Below are 12523 nucleotides of genomic sequence, written 5' to 3' on the forward strand. Positions count from 1 at the left end.
CGCGGCGATGCTGCCAATGGTCTGGACCATCGAGGTGATCAACATCGACTGCTTGCCCAGGGCTTCGATACCCTCCGATGCCGACTGCATTTCCTCGGAAATCTCCTGCATGGTCGCCACCGTGTTCTTCACCACCGTCGCACCGCGTTGTGCCGTGGTGTCGGTCTGCTGCGAAATGCCATAGGCGATCACTGCCGCCTCGCCGACCTCCTTCTCGCGGACCACCTGGTCGGTCACCACGTTGGCGAACTTGACCACCTTGTAGAGGTGGCCCTGGGCGTCGTGTACCGGATTGTAGGTGGCCTCCAGCCACACTTCCCGCCCCTGGCTGTCGAGGCGCTTGAAACGATCGGCGACATACTCCCCGCGGTTGAGCCTGACCCAGAATGCCTGGTACTGGCTGGAATTGGCCTCTTCGGTCGAGCAGAACATGCGGTGATGCTTACCGACAATCTGCGCCAGCGAGTAACCCATGGCCCGCAGGAACTGGTCGTTGGCGGTGATGACCTCACCATCGAGGGTGAACTCGATCACCGCTGTGGAACGCAGCAGCGCCTTGATGAAAGCTTCGTTCTCCTTCATGGTTTCGACCGTATGGGTGACATCGCGGGCGAAGCACTGGATATGCAGCAAGTCACCCTTCTCGCTTTTCACCGGCTGCCAACTGCCATGCAGCCAGGCCAGGCTGCCATCGGCGCGCAGGAACCGGTAATTGTCACTGACCGATACGCCCTTGGCCACCGCGGCCTGCAGGTTATGAAAGCAAGGCAGGTTCTTGACGTAGGCCGGGACGAAGTTATCCAACGGGCGATCCTTCATCTGCTCGGCCTTGTAGCCCAGCAGGTCGAGAAAACGCTGGTTGAAGCCGATGATGCGAAACTGCGGATCGAGCACCAGCGAGACCATTTCCGCCGTCATGCCATGGAACAACTGCTTCAGCTCGAAAAGCTCTTCTTCTTTGCTCTCTAGAATCTTCTTCAGATTAGAATTGAACATGACTGCAAGAATCCCTTTTTGCCTCGCTATTCCCAGGCTATCGGTACCTTCAGGCAATCACTGATGACCATCCGTCGCCTGGAAGCCGGCGCCGCTGATTGCTTGAAAAACCGATAGCCACCCGTCACCGCCCCGAACAGTTCAGGTGTGGTCACGAAAAACATAGCTGAGTTCAGGAAGACTTGCCGAAAGAGAATAAACGCAGGCCTATCGGCGTGAAACCCACGGGATTGCGCCATACCGCCAAGGCCACGGGGAAGATGCCGGGGCCTTGGCGGCAGCGGTTCAGCTCAGTTCGATGCGATCGGCATGAATGACGATCCGACCCTGCTTGTACAGGGCGCCGATGGCTTTCTTGAAGTTGCCCTTGCTGACCCCGAACAGGTCGCTGATCAACGCCGGGTCGCTCTTGTCGCTGACCGGCAGCACGCCGTGACTTTCACGCAGCTTGGCGAGAATCTTGGCGCTGAGGCTGCCGGCGGCCTCTTCACCGACCGGCTGCAGGCTCAGGCTGATCTTGCCGTCGGCACGAATCTGCTTGATGTAGCCCTTTTCCCGCTTGCCGGAGCGCAGGAACTTGAACACCTCGTTCTTGTGGATCAGGCCCCAGTGCTTGTTGTTGATGATGGCCTTGTAACCCATGTCGGTGGTTTCGACCACCAGCAGGTCGACTTCCTGACCGACCTTGTAGTTGGCCGGGGTCTTGTCCAGGTAGCGGTCCAGGCGCGCGGTGGCGGTGATACGGCGGGTGTGCTTGTCGAGATAAACGTGCACCACGCAATAGTCGCCAGCATTCAACTGGCGCTTTTCCTCGGAGTACGGCAGCAGCAGGTCCTTGGGCAGGCCCCAGTCGAGGAACACGCCGATGCTGTTGACCTCCTTGACCTTGAGACTGGCGAACTCGCCGACCTGGACTTTCGGGGTTTCGGTGGTGGCGATCAGCTTGTCGTCGCTGTCCAGGTAGATGAACACATTCAGCCAGTCTTCGTCTTCGCTCGGGACATCCTTGGGGATATAGCGATTGGGCAGAAGAATCTCGCCATCCTGCGCACCATCCAGGTACAGACCGAAATTAGTGTGCTTGACCACTTGCAAGCTGTTGTAGCGCCCGATTAAAGCCATTTCCGATACCCTCATTGCGTGGCCGCCATTCTACCCGAGTTTGGCTGGGGGTGTTTCACGCTGCGCGTCGCCCGCACTCTCGAAAGCCGTGGGAGCCAACTGTCTTTGGCCCATTGTCGATGAGCGGCGGAACAGGCTCCCAGGAAGCACGGCAGACGCCGCCAAACCGTGGGAGCCGATTCATTCGCGAAGAGGCCCGCACGCCTTGCCCCTCTGCATCTTTGCATTGAACCGCCAGGCCATCCGGTGTTCTATGGGGATACCGCCCCAGCAAGGATTCGCTCATGCCGTGTCGACGCGCCCTACTGCTCTGCTGCCTGATCCTGAGCCTGGCGATCGCCGCCTGTACCCGGATCGGCCTGGCCTACCGCAATCTCGACGTGATCATCCCCTGGACCCTCGGCGACTACATCGAGATGCATCGCGAGCAGAAAGGCTGGCTCAACGAGCGCCTCAAGCAACACCTGCAATGGCATTGCACCACCCAGTTGCCGGACTACCTGCAATGGCTGGACCGCGTGCAGGCCATGGTCGAGAACGGCCAGGTCGACGACGCCCATTTGCAGGCGCGTACCGCCGAAGCCCGGACGGCGATTGCCCAGGTCGCCCGGGAAATCACCCCCTCGGCCATCGAACTGCTCAAGGGCCTGGACGACCGGCAAGTCGCGGAGATGGACGCGGCCTTCGCCAAGGAGCAGCGCGAGCGCCAGGCCGAGTATGTCGCGCCGCCGCTGCCGGAACAGATCCGTGATCGTGGCGAACGCATGAGCAAGCGCCTGAAGGCCTGGATCGGCCCCCTCAGCCTGAGCCAACAGCAGCGGGTCATCGCCTGGTCGACGGAGCTCGGCGAGCAGAACCGCTTGTGGATCGCCAACCGGGCCTACTGGCAGACGCAACTGAGTGAGGCGGTGGCCGAGCGCCACAGTGCCGGGTTCGAACAGCGGATCGCGCAGTTGCTGCAGCACCAGGACAGCTTATGGACGGACGAGTACCGCCGCGCCTACCAGCGCACCGAACGGGCGACCCGCAGCCTGCTGGTGGACCTGGTGGCCGAGAGCAGCCCGACCCAGCGGGAACTGCTGTTGAAGCGGATTGCCGATCTACGGCGGGACTTCAGTGAGTTGAAGTGCCTGCAGGACGGTTAGGTGCATGGCTTGAGGGCCCTTCGCGGATAAATCCGCGAAGAAGGCCTCCCAGACAACGAATCAGCTGAAGTGTCAGGCAATCTGCGCCTTCGACGCCAGCTCATCGAACACCCGCGGGTCCAGCGCATCCTGCTGCTCATCCAGCACCAGGCGCGGATGGTCATTTCCCGGAATGCTGCTGTCGATCAGGCTCAGCAGGCTTGATCCCCTCGGTGTCAGGACAAAGTTCTCGCCATTGCCCCCCTCCTCTTCCGGTCGTGGGGCGATGAAGCCGTTCTTGAGCAGCAACCGTTCGTAATCGGCCGCCAGGGCCTTGAGCGCGTCGAGGTTCTCCGGCGGCTCCCCCGCTGCCGCCTGGGCCGTGGCATGTTGCTCGGCATAGGCCCGCGGGGCGAAGTTGTGCCCGGCGCTGTTCTGCACCTCATGGAGCAGACGTTCGATCAGTTCCCAGTTGTAAGTCGTCATCCTGATGCAACCTCCCACTGTAGACAGGAAAAAGCTCCCTCATCTGTAGTGACAGGCGACAATCGTGGCCGTTCAGCCGGATTGGCCAAGCGTAACGACCGTCGGGCGGAAACGACAACGCCCCGATAAATCGAGGCGTTGTCTGGAGAATAGCGGCATTTTCAACCGCCCGGTGCGACGTCTACTCGGCGGCAGGTACGACCGGCTTGCGCCGTTTCAGTGGCGCCATGCCATCCTGGCTGACCAGCTTCGGCGCATCGCTCTTGGGCCGGTTGGCGGTCTTGCGTTTGGTCGGCGTCTTGGCCGCCGACTTCTTCTTGTCACCCTTGGCGTAGGTCTTTTTCTTCTTGGTGCCGGCGGCCTTGCCCGACGCCTTGACCTTCTTCGGCCCACTGTAGGTGCCCTTGACTTCCTTGATGGTGCGGCGCTCGAAGCTCTGCTTGAGGTAGCGCTCGATGCTCGACATCAGGTTCCAGTCGTTGTGGCAGATCAGCGAGATCGCCAGGCCATCGTTACCGGCGCGGCCGGTACGGCCGATACGGTGCACGTACTCGTCGCCGCTGCGCGGCATGTCGAAGTTGATCACCAGGTCCAGGCCGTCCACATCCAGACCGCGGGCGGCGACGTCGGTGGCGACGAGGATCTTCACCGCGCCCTGCTTGAGACGGTCAATGGCCAGCTTGCGGTCCTTCTGGTCCTTCTCGCCGTGCAGCACGAACGCCTTGTAGTGCTGGGCGACCAGGCGGCCGTAGATGCGGTCGGCCATGGCCCGGGTGTTGGTGAAGATGATCGCCTTCTCGTAGGTCTCGTTGGCCAGCAGCCAGTTGACGATCTGTTCCTTGTGGTGGTCGTGGTCGGCCGTGATGATCTGCTGACGGGTGTTCTCGGCCAGTTGGCTGACGGCGTTGAGCTGCAGGTGCTCGGGGTTGTTCAGTACCTTGGCGATCATCTCGCGCAGGCCGGAACCGCCGGTGGTGGCGGAGAACAGCAGGGTCTGCTGGCGCTTGGCGCACTCGTCGACCAGGCGTTGCACGTCGTCGGCGAAGCCCATGTCGAGCATGCGGTCGGCCTCGTCGAGCACCAGCACCTCGACTTCCTTGAGGTCCAGGTTGCCGGCGTTCAGGTGCTCGATCAGGCGGCCCGGGGTACCGATCAGGATATCCGGCACCTTGCGCAGCATCGCGGCCTGCACCTTGAAGTCTTCGCCGCCGGTGATCAGGCCGGATTTGATGAAGGTGAACTGCGAGAAGCGCTCGACTTCCTTCAGCGTCTGCTGGGCCAGCTCGCGGGTCGGCAGCAGGATCAGGGTCTTGATGCTGACGCGGATCTTCGCCGGGCCGATCAGGCGGTTGAGGATCGGCAGCACGAACGCGGCGGTCTTGCCACTGCCGGTCTGCGCCGTCACCCGCAGGTCACGCCCTTCGAGCGCGAGCGGAATGGCCGCGGCCTGCACGGGGGTGGGCTCGACAAATTTAAGCTCGGCCACGGCTTTGAGCAGGCGTTCGTGCAGGGCGAATTGGGAAAACACGGGGGCTGACCTCGAAGAAATGCAAAATATCAGCTGCATAGGTTAACGGTTTCCGGCGCCGAGGCCGAGTTTCTTTGCACAACCGCCGATAAACAGTGACGTTTTTGTGAACGGGCGTGTCTTCAACGGTCATCTTCACCCGGTTAAATGCTCTAATCCCTCCCCGCCATTTCCTGCAGAAGAATCCGTATCCCCATGGAAATCAAAAAGCTCTGGATCGGCGCCCAGGACCTCTGGGGCGCCCTCGACCAACATCCCCTGCTGCACACCGGGCTGGCCCTGGCGCTGCTGCTGCTCGTCGCGCTGGTGCTCGGCCGCGTCGCACGCTACCTGATCCTGCACGCCACCCGCCTGCTGGGCCGGCAACCGGCGATGCACTGGCTCAACGACCTGCGCCAGAACAAGGTGTTCCACCGCCTGGCGCAGATGACCCCGTCACTGGTGATCCAGTTCGGCCTGTACCTGGTGCCGAACCTGGGCAAGACCGGCCTGCTGTTCCTCGGCAACCTCGCCCTGGCGGTGACCATCCTGTTCCAGATGCTGGCGCTGAGCGCCCTGCTCAACGCCCTGCTGGATATCTACGCGCGCACCGAACACGCCCGCACCCGCTCGATCAAGGGCTACGTGCAACTGGCGAAGATGGTGCTGTTCGTGCTCGGTGCCATCGTCATCGTCGCCACCCTGATCGACCGCTCGCCGCTGTTGCTGCTGTCCGGTCTGGGTGCCATGTCGGCAGTCATCCTGCTGGTCTACAAGGACACCCTGCTGTCGTTCGTCGCCAGCGTGCAACTGACCAGCAACGACATGCTGCGGGTCGGCGACTGGATCGAGATGCCGCAGGTCGGGGCTGACGGCGACGTGGTCGACATCACCCTGCACACGGTCAAGGTGCAGAACTTCGACAAGACCATCGTCTCGATCCCGACCTGGCGCCTGATGTCCGAGTCGTTCCGCAACTGGCGCGGCATGCAGCAGTCCGGTGGACGGCGGATCAAGCGCAGCCTGTTCATCGACGCCAGCGGCATCCGCTTCCTGCACGACGACGAGGAGCAGCGCCTGGGCCAGGTGCGCCTGCTCACCGACTACATCGGTCGCAAACAGGCCGAGCTGAAAACCTGGAACGAGGCCCAGGGCAACGTCGCCGAGATGTCGGCCAACCGCCGGCGCATGACCAACCTCGGCACTTTCCGCGCCTACGCGCTGGCCTATATCAAGAACCATCCGGAGATCCAGCAGAACATGACCTGCATGGTCCGCCAGATGCAGACCACCGCCCAGGGCGTGCCCCTGGAAATCTACTGTTTCACCCGCACCACCGTGTGGGCCGACTATGAGCGGATCCAGGGGGATATCTTCGACTACCTGCTGGCGGTGCTGCCGGAGTTCGGCCTGAGCCTGTACCAGCAGCCGAGCGGCGGTGACCTGCGCGCGGGCATGTTGCCGGCGCTGCTGGGGGCCAGCCATGTGCCGGAGCCGCAGAGCCGGGCGCTGTAGGAACGGTTCGCAGAGCCGTGCTACTGGCTGACCAAGCGTTACCTCCATGGCCAGGGCTGACGCTGCGCTCGCCAGCCCTGGCCCTCGAAGTCAGGCGAGGAAGTCGGCGAAGGCCTTGTCCTGCTCCAGCACCAGGGGCAGCTTGTCGAACAGCGCGTCGAGGTCGACGCCGTCGAACAAGGGCCCACCCAGGGCATTGCGCGCCTCGGCATTCGGCCCGCCGTGCTGTTCCAGGGCATCGCAGATTTCCATGGCCTGGGCAGTGACCCGTGCGTAGGGCTGACCCTCGGGGGCCAGGTGCGGCTGGGCCTGGTAGCGGATGGCCGACTGGAGGGTCAGCGGCAGGTTCCAGCGCTTGCCCAGCTCCGCGCCGACTTCCGGGTAGCCGAAGCCCAACTGCTGGGTTTCGCTGGCGGCACGACTGGTGGTGCCACTGGCCCCCTTGATCCGCGCGGCGTAGTCCGGGGCACCGGTCTGGATCAGCAGCTCGCCGATGTCGTGCATGACCCCACAGGTGAACGCCACTTCAGCATCGAGCCCGGCCTGGCGGGCCAGCAGCCGGCTGACGCTGGCGACCTGGAAGCTGCGCCCCCAGAACACCTTGAGGTCGAAGCCCGGTGCCGACTTGAACGCTCCGGTCACGGCCGAAGCCAGCACCAGGGTGCGCAGCACGTTGAAGCCCAACCGCATGGCGGCGTCCTCGATGCTGGCCGACTCGCGGGCGCCCTTGAAGCGCGCCGAGTTCGCCAGGCGCAGTACCTTGGCGGCGATGACCGGGTCGCGCTCGATGTTGCGCGCCACGTTTTCGAGGCTTTCGTGAGGGTTGTCGAATTGCTGGACCAGTTCCAGGGCGACTTTGGGGATGCTGGGAAGGCTGTGCAACTCCGCAAACAGCGTATCGATATCCATGGCAAGGGTCTCTTCGTCCGGTAGAGAATCTTTACGATAGGCAATTTTCCGCCGTCTGCACGCCTTCAAATACCGCTGCAAAATCCGGAAACGACTTGCCCAGAAACTAATACCACATCGCCATCAAGCCGATTCCTACAAGGCGTGTCAGGGGCTGGCGTGGCGACGCGCACCCCGGCGGCTGATCCACACTGCGGCGAGGATAACGCCAGCGCCCACGAACAGGCGCACCAGGTCTTCGTGCTGGTTCCAGATCAGCAGGTTCATCAGCAGGCCCACCGGGACGTGCAGGTTGTTCATCACCGCCAGGGTGCCGCCGTTGACCAGGCAGGCGCCCTTGTTCCACCAGTACATGCCCAGCGCGGTGCTGATCACGCCGAGGAAGCCCAGCACCAGCCATTGCGGGATACCGTCCGGCAGATAGCGGGCCTTGCCGAACAGCAGGAAGGCCGGCAAGGCCACCGCCAGGGCACCCAGGAAGAAGTAGCCGAAATGCCGGTAGTGCGGTTGGTCACTGGGGTGGCGCGCCACCAGGTGCTTGTACATGACCTGGCCGGCGGCATAGGTGAAGTTGGCCAGTTGCAACAGCACAAAGCCCATGAAGAAGTCCGGGTTGATCCGGTCGTAACGGATCACCGCGGCGCCGCTGACCGCCACCAGGGCCGCGACCAGTGCCCAGGGGTTGAAGCGGCGGTTGAGAGCATCCTCGATCAGGGTCACGTGCAACGGGGTGAGAATGGTGAACAGCAGGACTTCCGGCACGCTCAGAACGCGGAAACTCAGGTACAGGCAGACGTAGGTGACGCCGAACTGCAGGGCGCCGATCAGCAGCATGCCGCGCATGAAGGCCGGCGGCACCTGGCGCCAGCGGGTCAGCGGGATGAAGATCAGCCCGGCCAGCACCACCCGTACCAGCACCGCGAAGTAGCTGTCGACGTGGCCGGCGAGGTATTCGCCGATCAGGTTGAAGGAAAACGCCTGGATCAGCGTGACGATAAGCAGGTAACCCATGAGGCCTCGTAGATATTGTGGCCAAACACAACCTCCGTAGGAGCAGGGCTCGCCCGCGAATGGGCCCTCAAGGCCGCTAAAAGCTTGGCGGGCAAGCCCTGCTCCTACAGCAGTGGTGTCAACCCAGGGGAATGAAGAATTTCGCACAAAATGAATGGCCGCGACCTTAACGGCTTTTGCGCCAGGCGGCCATAAAAAAACCCGATCGGGCACTGGGGCCGGATCGGGTTACATGCACTCAGGAGCAACCAGTGCAAAGGGAGGTTCGATGCGCAAACAACTTGAAGGGGCTGCTTGAAGAACTTGCAGACAGTTAACCCCTTCGCGATTAGCTGAAGATTAAGACCTCAGGCAATCTGGGCCAGGCGGGCTTTCGCCTGGTTCAGGCCCTTCTCGTGAAGGTCGCCTCCCATATTCAGGCCTTCGGCATGGATGAAGTCCACGTCATGGATGCCGATGAAGGCCAGTACCTGGCGCAGGTAGGGTTCCTGATGGTCGTGGGTGCCACCGGCATACAGCCCGCCGCGGGCGGTCAGCACGTAGGCTTGCTTACCGTTGAGCAGGCCCTGAGGGCCGGTTTCGGTGTACTTGAAAGTCACGCCGGCACGCAGTACGTGGTCCAGCCAGGCCTTGAGGGTGCTGGGGATGGCGAAGTTGTACATCGGCGCGGCCAGCACCAGCACGTCGGCGGCCAACAACTCGTCGGTCAGTTCGTTGGAGCGTTCCAGGGACGCCTGTTCGATCGCGCTGCGCTGTTCCTGCGGCTTCATCCAGCCACCCAGCAGGTTGATGTCCAGGTGCGGCACCGGGTTCTGCGCCAGGTCACGTACGGTGATTTCGTCGGCGGGGTGCGCGGCTTTCCACTGGCTGATGAATTGCTGGGTCAGTTGACGGGAAACCGAGTCGTGCTGGCGGGCGCTGCTTTCGATGATCAGTACGCGGGACATGGGAAGTGCTCCATCGGTAAAGGCGTTAAGTCGATGGAGCGAAGACTAAACAGGATTATATCGATTAAAAAGCGGAAAAATCTGCTGCAATCTATCTATAAATTTGTTCATGGAAGGCGCATGCTTGTCGGTAACCCGCCCGTGTTTTCATTTCGTCGTGCAACTGAGGTTCATCCGCAACCGGATGATCTTGCGGTTGAACTTGGCGGTAACGTTCACGGTTTTACCGGCCAACACCTCTACCTGACGGGTCTTCGGCGCCTCCGGGCCGTTGCTGAACACCACCTTGCACACCGCGTCGGTCTTGCCGTAGTTGTTCAACTGCAGGGAGCCGATGTCCTGGTCGGTGTCATGGGCCGTGTAGTCGATGCTCAGGCCATTGAGCTGTTTCTCGACATCGATCGGGTAGGCAAAGGCGCCGAGCGGTAGCAGGGCCAGCAACACACAACAGAACTTTCTCATTCGGCGGTCTCCAATGTGGACCGCCAGCTTAGGACAAGAGGAACCCAACTTGAAAGCGCCCCGCGTGACCCTCGATCAATGGCGAACGCTGCAGGCCGTGGTCGATCATGGTGGCTTTGCCCAGGCGGCCGAAGCCCTGCACCGCTCGCAGTCGTCCGTCAGCTATACCGTGGCCCGCATGCAGGACCAGCTCGGCGTGCCGCTGCTGCGCATCGACGGGCGCAAGGCAGTGCTGACCGAAGCCGGCGAGGTGCTGTTGCGACGCTCGCGGCAACTGGTCAAGCAGGCCAGCCAGCTCGAGGACCTGGCGCACCACATGGAGCAGGGCTGGGAGGCCGAGGTGCGGCTGGTGGTCGATGCCGCCTACCCCAACGCCCGGCTGGTGCGGGCGCTGACCGCGTTCATGCCGCAGAGCCGCGGCTGCCGCGTTCGCCTGCGTGAAGAAGTACTGTCAGGGGTCGAGGAGGTACTGCTCGAGGGCGTCGCCGACCTCGCCATCAGCAGCGTCAATATTCGCGGCTACCTGGGCACGGAAATGAGCACAGTGGAGTTCGTCGCCGTCGCCCACCCGGAACACGCCCTGCACCGCCTGCAACGACAACTGACCTTCCAGGACCTGGAAAGCCAGTTGCAGGTGGTGATCCGTGACTCCGGCCGCCAACAGCCACGGGACGTCGGCTGGCTCGGTGCCGAGCAGCGCTGGACCGTCGGCAGCCTGGCCACCGCCGCCAGCTTCGTCGGCAACGGCCTGGGTTTCGCCTGGCTGCCGCGCCACCTGATCGAACGGGAAATCCGCGAAGGCCTGCTCAAGCAACTACCCTTGGACCAGGGCGGCAGTCGCCACCCGGCGTTCTACCTGTACTCGAACAAGGACAAACCCCTGGGGCCGGCCACGCAGATTCTCGTCGAACTGCTGCGCACCTTCGACACCGCACCGCTGGATGCGCCGTTCGCCGCGCCCCTGCAAGCCTGACAGGACGTTGACCGATGGCCTATTTCGAACACGACGGTTGCATGCTGCACTATGAGGAGCACGGCCAGGGCACGCCGGTGCTGCTGGTCCACGGCCTGGGCTCCAGCGGTCTGGACTGGGAGCTGCAGGTGCCGGTACTGGCCGAGCACTACCGGGTGATCGTCGTCGACGTCCGCGGCCATGGCCGCTCCGACAAGCCGCGCCAGCGCTACAGCATCGCCGGTTTCACCGCCGACGTGGTGGCGCTGATCGAACACCTGGAACTGGGCCCGACGCACCTGGTGGGCCTGTCGATGGGTGGCATGATCGGTTTCCAGTTGGCGGTGGAACGACCCCGGCTGCTGCGCAGCCTGTGCGTGGTCAACAGTGCCCCGGAGGTCAAGGTGCGCAGCGCCAACGACTACTGGCAGTGGGCCAAGCGCTGGAGTCTGGCCCGCCTGCTGAGCCTGAACAGCATCGGCAAGGCCCTCGGCTCCATGCTGTTCCCCAAGCCGGAGCAGGCCGAGTTGCGTCGCAAGATGGCCGAACGCTGGGCCAGGAACGACAAGCGCGCCTATCTCGCCAGCTTCGACGCCATCGTCGGCTGGGGCGTTCAGGAACGACTCTCGGCCATCACCTGTCCAACCCTGATCGTCAGCGCCGACCGCGACTACACGCCGGTCTCGCTCAAGCAAAGCTATGTCAAACTTATTCCCGATGCCCGACTGGTAGTTATCAACGACTCCCGTCACGCTACCCCACTGGACCAACCGAAGGTCTTCAACCGGACCCTGCTCGAATTTCTGAGGGCAGTCGAAACCACCACCCAGGATCACTGAACCATGCTGAAAAAAATCGTCCTGTTCACCGGCTCCGTCCTGTTCGCCGCCAACCTGATGGCCGCCACCGAGGCAACCAAGGCGCCTCACGTGCAACTGGTGACCACCAACGGCACCATCGAGATCGAACTGGACCCGGTCAAGGCGCCGATCAGTACCAGGAACTTCCTGTCCTATGTGGACAGCGGTTTCTACAACAACACCATCTTCCACCGGGTGATCCCAGGTTTCATGGCCCAGGGTGGCGGCTTTACCGCGCAAATGACCCAGAAGCCAACCAACGACCCAATCAAGAACGAAGCCAGTAACGGCCTGCACAACGTCCGGGGCACCCTGGCCATGGCCCGGACCTCCGACCCGAACTCGGCCACCAGCCAGTTCTTCATCAACGTCAAGGACAATGACTTCCTCGACCCGGGCCGCGATGCCGGTTATGCGGTGTTCGGCAAGGTGGTCAAGGGCATGGACGTGGTCGACATCATCGTCAACTCGCGAACCACCAACCGCGGCGGCATGTCGGACGTACCGGCGGACCCGGTTTACATCAAATCGGCCAAGCGCATCGACTAACGGTGGCTGTCGGCCGTGGGCAACAGGCCCCGGCCGGCGCGACCCCACTCTGAAGGAGAGCCCGCTCGACGGGCACCAGACCC

Annotated in this window: 13 protein-coding genes; 5 read left to right on the forward strand and 8 right to left on the reverse strand. The window is 62.7% G+C overall.

What is annotated here, in order from left to right:
* Together K675_RS0109730 and K675_RS0109735 are read right to left on the reverse strand one after the other, a co-directional pair.
* The coding region (locus K675_RS0109730) for a PAS domain-containing protein (RefSeq protein WP_017903326.1) at nucleotides 1-996 on the reverse strand (996 nt) is incomplete at its 3' end.
* A gap of 285 nt (nucleotides 997-1281) precedes the next feature.
* Nucleotides 1282-2118 carry a CvfB family protein gene (locus tag K675_RS0109735; protein WP_017903327.1) on the reverse strand — a complete coding sequence of 279 codons (837 nt, stop codon included), beginning with the start codon at nucleotides 2116-2118 and terminating at the stop codon, nucleotides 1282-1284.
* Nucleotides 2119-2402: 284 nt separating this feature from the next.
* Between K675_RS0109735 and K675_RS0109740 the strand changes: the two genes are divergently transcribed.
* A complete protein-coding gene (locus tag K675_RS0109740) occupies nucleotides 2403-3263 on the forward strand; it encodes a DUF6279 family lipoprotein (RefSeq protein ID WP_017903328.1) in 861 nt (286 codons plus the stop codon).
* 72 nt (nucleotides 3264-3335) lie between these two features.
* Here K675_RS0109740 and K675_RS0109745 read toward each other — a convergent pair whose 3' ends face one another.
* Nucleotides 3336-3728, reverse strand: coding sequence for a hypothetical protein (locus K675_RS0109745; RefSeq protein WP_017903329.1), 393 nt, complete (start codon nucleotides 3726-3728; stop codon nucleotides 3336-3338).
* A gap of 181 nt (nucleotides 3729-3909) precedes the next feature.
* Nucleotides 3910-5256 carry a DEAD/DEAH box helicase gene (locus K675_RS0109750; protein WP_017903330.1) on the reverse strand — a complete coding sequence of 449 codons (1347 nt, stop codon included), beginning with the start codon at nucleotides 5254-5256 and terminating at the stop codon, nucleotides 3910-3912.
* 195 nt (nucleotides 5257-5451) lie between these two features.
* Here K675_RS0109750 and K675_RS0109755 point away from each other — a divergent pair, with 195 nt between their 5' ends.
* A complete protein-coding gene (locus tag K675_RS0109755; protein WP_017903331.1) occupies nucleotides 5452-6750 on the forward strand; it encodes a mechanosensitive ion channel family protein in 1299 nt (432 codons plus the stop codon).
* A 90-nt stretch (nucleotides 6751-6840) separates the two neighbouring features.
* Here K675_RS0109755 and K675_RS0109760 read toward each other — a convergent pair whose 3' ends face one another.
* The 4 genes from K675_RS0109760 to K675_RS0109775 form a co-directional block, all read right to left on the reverse strand.
* Nucleotides 6841-7659 carry an HDOD domain-containing protein gene (locus K675_RS0109760; RefSeq protein WP_017903332.1) on the reverse strand — a complete coding sequence of 273 codons (819 nt, stop codon included), beginning with the start codon at nucleotides 7657-7659 and terminating at the stop codon, nucleotides 6841-6843.
* A gap of 147 nt (nucleotides 7660-7806) precedes the next feature.
* A complete protein-coding gene (locus tag K675_RS0109765) occupies nucleotides 7807-8670 on the reverse strand; it encodes a carboxylate/amino acid/amine transporter (protein ID WP_017903333.1) in 864 nt (287 codons plus the stop codon).
* 347 nt (nucleotides 8671-9017) lie between these two features.
* Nucleotides 9018-9617 carry an FMN-dependent NADH-azoreductase gene (locus tag K675_RS0109770; protein WP_017903334.1) on the reverse strand — a complete coding sequence of 200 codons (600 nt, stop codon included), beginning with the start codon at nucleotides 9615-9617 and terminating at the stop codon, nucleotides 9018-9020.
* Nucleotides 9618-9764: 147 nt separating this feature from the next.
* The gene (locus K675_RS0109775; RefSeq protein WP_026145071.1) at nucleotides 9765-10079 is read right to left on the reverse strand and encodes a hypothetical protein; all 315 of its coding nucleotides are present in this window, start codon (nucleotides 10077-10079) and stop codon (nucleotides 9765-9767) included.
* 49 nt (nucleotides 10080-10128) lie between these two features.
* On the opposite strand from K675_RS0109775, the gene K675_RS0109780 reads away from it, so the two are divergent.
* The 3 genes from K675_RS0109780 to K675_RS0109790 are packed head-to-tail and all read left to right on the forward strand — an operon-like array spanning nucleotide 10129 to nucleotide 12440.
* On the forward strand, nucleotides 10129-11052 hold the full coding sequence (locus K675_RS0109780) for a LysR family transcriptional regulator (protein ID WP_017903336.1): 924 nt from the start codon (nucleotides 10129-10131) through the stop codon (nucleotides 11050-11052).
* Nucleotides 11053-11066: 14 nt separating this feature from the next.
* Nucleotides 11067-11870 (forward strand): alpha/beta fold hydrolase, encoded by an 804-nt coding sequence (locus K675_RS0109785; protein ID WP_017903337.1) that lies wholly within the window; start codon nucleotides 11067-11069, stop codon nucleotides 11868-11870.
* Between the two features lie 3 nt (nucleotides 11871-11873).
* Nucleotides 11874-12440: a peptidylprolyl isomerase A gene (locus K675_RS0109790; protein ID WP_017903338.1), complete on the forward strand. Its 567-nt coding sequence runs from the start codon at nucleotides 11874-11876 to the stop codon at nucleotides 12438-12440.
* The last annotated feature ends 83 nt before the right edge of the window (nucleotides 12441-12523 follow it).

Source organism: Pseudomonas fuscovaginae SE-1 (assembly GCF_000364705.1).
Lineage (GTDB): Bacteria > Pseudomonadota > Gammaproteobacteria > Pseudomonadales > Pseudomonadaceae > Aquipseudomonas > Aquipseudomonas fuscovaginae_A.

Coding starts and splice junctions, on each gene's coding strand:
- K675_RS0109735 (WP_017903327.1), bottom strand. CDS start 2,118: ATGGCTTTAATCGGGCGCTACAACAGCTTGCAAGTGGTCAAGCACACT.
- K675_RS0109740 (WP_017903328.1), top strand. CDS start 2,403: ATGCCGTGTCGACGCGCCCTACTGCTCTGCTGCCTGATCCTGAGCCTG.
- K675_RS0109745 (WP_017903329.1), bottom strand. CDS start 3,728: ATGACGACTTACAACTGGGAACTGATCGAACGTCTGCTCCATGAGGTG.
- K675_RS0109755 (WP_017903331.1), top strand. CDS start 5,452: ATGGAAATCAAAAAGCTCTGGATCGGCGCCCAGGACCTCTGGGGCGCC.
- K675_RS0109760 (WP_017903332.1), bottom strand. CDS start 7,659: ATGGATATCGATACGCTGTTTGCGGAGTTGCACAGCCTTCCCAGCATC.
- K675_RS0109765 (WP_017903333.1), bottom strand. CDS start 8,670: ATGGGTTACCTGCTTATCGTCACGCTGATCCAGGCGTTTTCCTTCAAC.
- K675_RS0109770 (WP_017903334.1), bottom strand. CDS start 9,617: ATGTCCCGCGTACTGATCATCGAAAGCAGCGCCCGCCAGCACGACTCG.
- K675_RS0109775 (WP_026145071.1), bottom strand. CDS start 10,079: ATGAGAAAGTTCTGTTGTGTGTTGCTGGCCCTGCTACCGCTCGGCGCC.
- K675_RS0109785 (WP_017903337.1), top strand. CDS start 11,067: ATGGCCTATTTCGAACACGACGGTTGCATGCTGCACTATGAGGAGCAC.
- K675_RS0109790 (WP_017903338.1), top strand. CDS start 11,874: ATGCTGAAAAAAATCGTCCTGTTCACCGGCTCCGTCCTGTTCGCCGCC.